Below are 1,077 nucleotides of genomic sequence, written 5' to 3'. Positions count from 1 at the left end.
TTCAAAAGCACGCGCTCTTACTCGCGATTTAAACGGCATCATTTTTTTGTTGCTTAACTGTGTGGCCAGTAATTCATGCTCATAGGTGCCGGTGGGGTGCGCTTTGCCCTGGCCCGCAAACGTCACATCTCGCCTTCCCGTTGCCTGCCGCTTTTTTGGCGGAGCAAATAACTGCGGGATATCAATGTTCAACCCGTGCGCGAGTTTTTGCATGGCTTGAAAGGTGGGAGATATCTGCTCATTTTCAATTTTGGACAACGTGGAACGCGCCAAGCCAGTGCGCTGGCTCGCTTCTTCAAGCGTTAACCCTAACCCAACCCGTACGGCTTTTAAACGCGGGCCCAGCCGCAATGGCGCAATGGGTTCGCGTGCCTCCCCCTCATGTTGCGATCGTTCTACCTGCATTGAGGGGTACACATCCTGTGTTGATTGATTGGTTGTCACCTAATTGTCGCCCCTATCGGTTATCTCACAGTATGACGCTTTAACGCCTTAACATTTTTAACAAAAAAGTTTCCTATCGGAAAATAGTGATGCCATAAACGTGACATAGCAAGCGAATTGGCACAGGCACGCTACGCGCTCTCTTCATCACCACCCCACCTCTCTTAAAATCAAATATCATAAAATCAATGCATTATATATCCACTCACGAATACTGTTCCACGTAATCACTGACGAAAAGCGATGTTTTCATCAACATGGATTTGCAATTTACCCTATCTTAAGATAAAAAGGCAAACGTTTGCGCTGCATTGATTGAGAGAGAAAAGGTGAGGTTTTGTCTTCAGGATCACAACATAGGTTTCTTATTGGAAATTTATTTTGCGGAAAAGTGAACGCTTAGGTACGTTAACAAAATGTTTAAATTAATGGTAAAGCGCGAGATCTCACCGCTTAACTGTTTGCTGTAACGTGAATCAATGTCGGCAACACCCGTTGGCATGTAGGACAGTATAAATAATGATAAAAACGTACCTTACTGATCGAGGAGGCAGGCCATGAGTCACAGCATGTTTGACCTGTTCAAAATAGGCGTGGGGCCTTCAAGCTCACACACTGTCGGGCCCATGGTTG

At 45.9% G+C, this 1,077-nt stretch carries 1 protein-coding gene; it reads right to left on the bottom strand.

From position 1 onward, the window contains the following. The coding region (locus BZG79_RS15920; protein ID WP_199878101.1) for a helix-turn-helix transcriptional regulator at positions 1-405 on the bottom strand (405 nt) is incomplete at its 3' end. Positions 406-1,077: the final 672 nt, after the last annotated feature.

The sequence above is a fragment of the Salinivibrio sp. MA427 genome, from assembly GCF_001996115.1.
GTDB classification, from domain to species: Bacteria; Pseudomonadota; Gammaproteobacteria; order Enterobacterales; family Vibrionaceae; genus Salinivibrio; species Salinivibrio costicola.
This window is presented reverse-complemented; position numbering and strand designations above follow the sequence as displayed.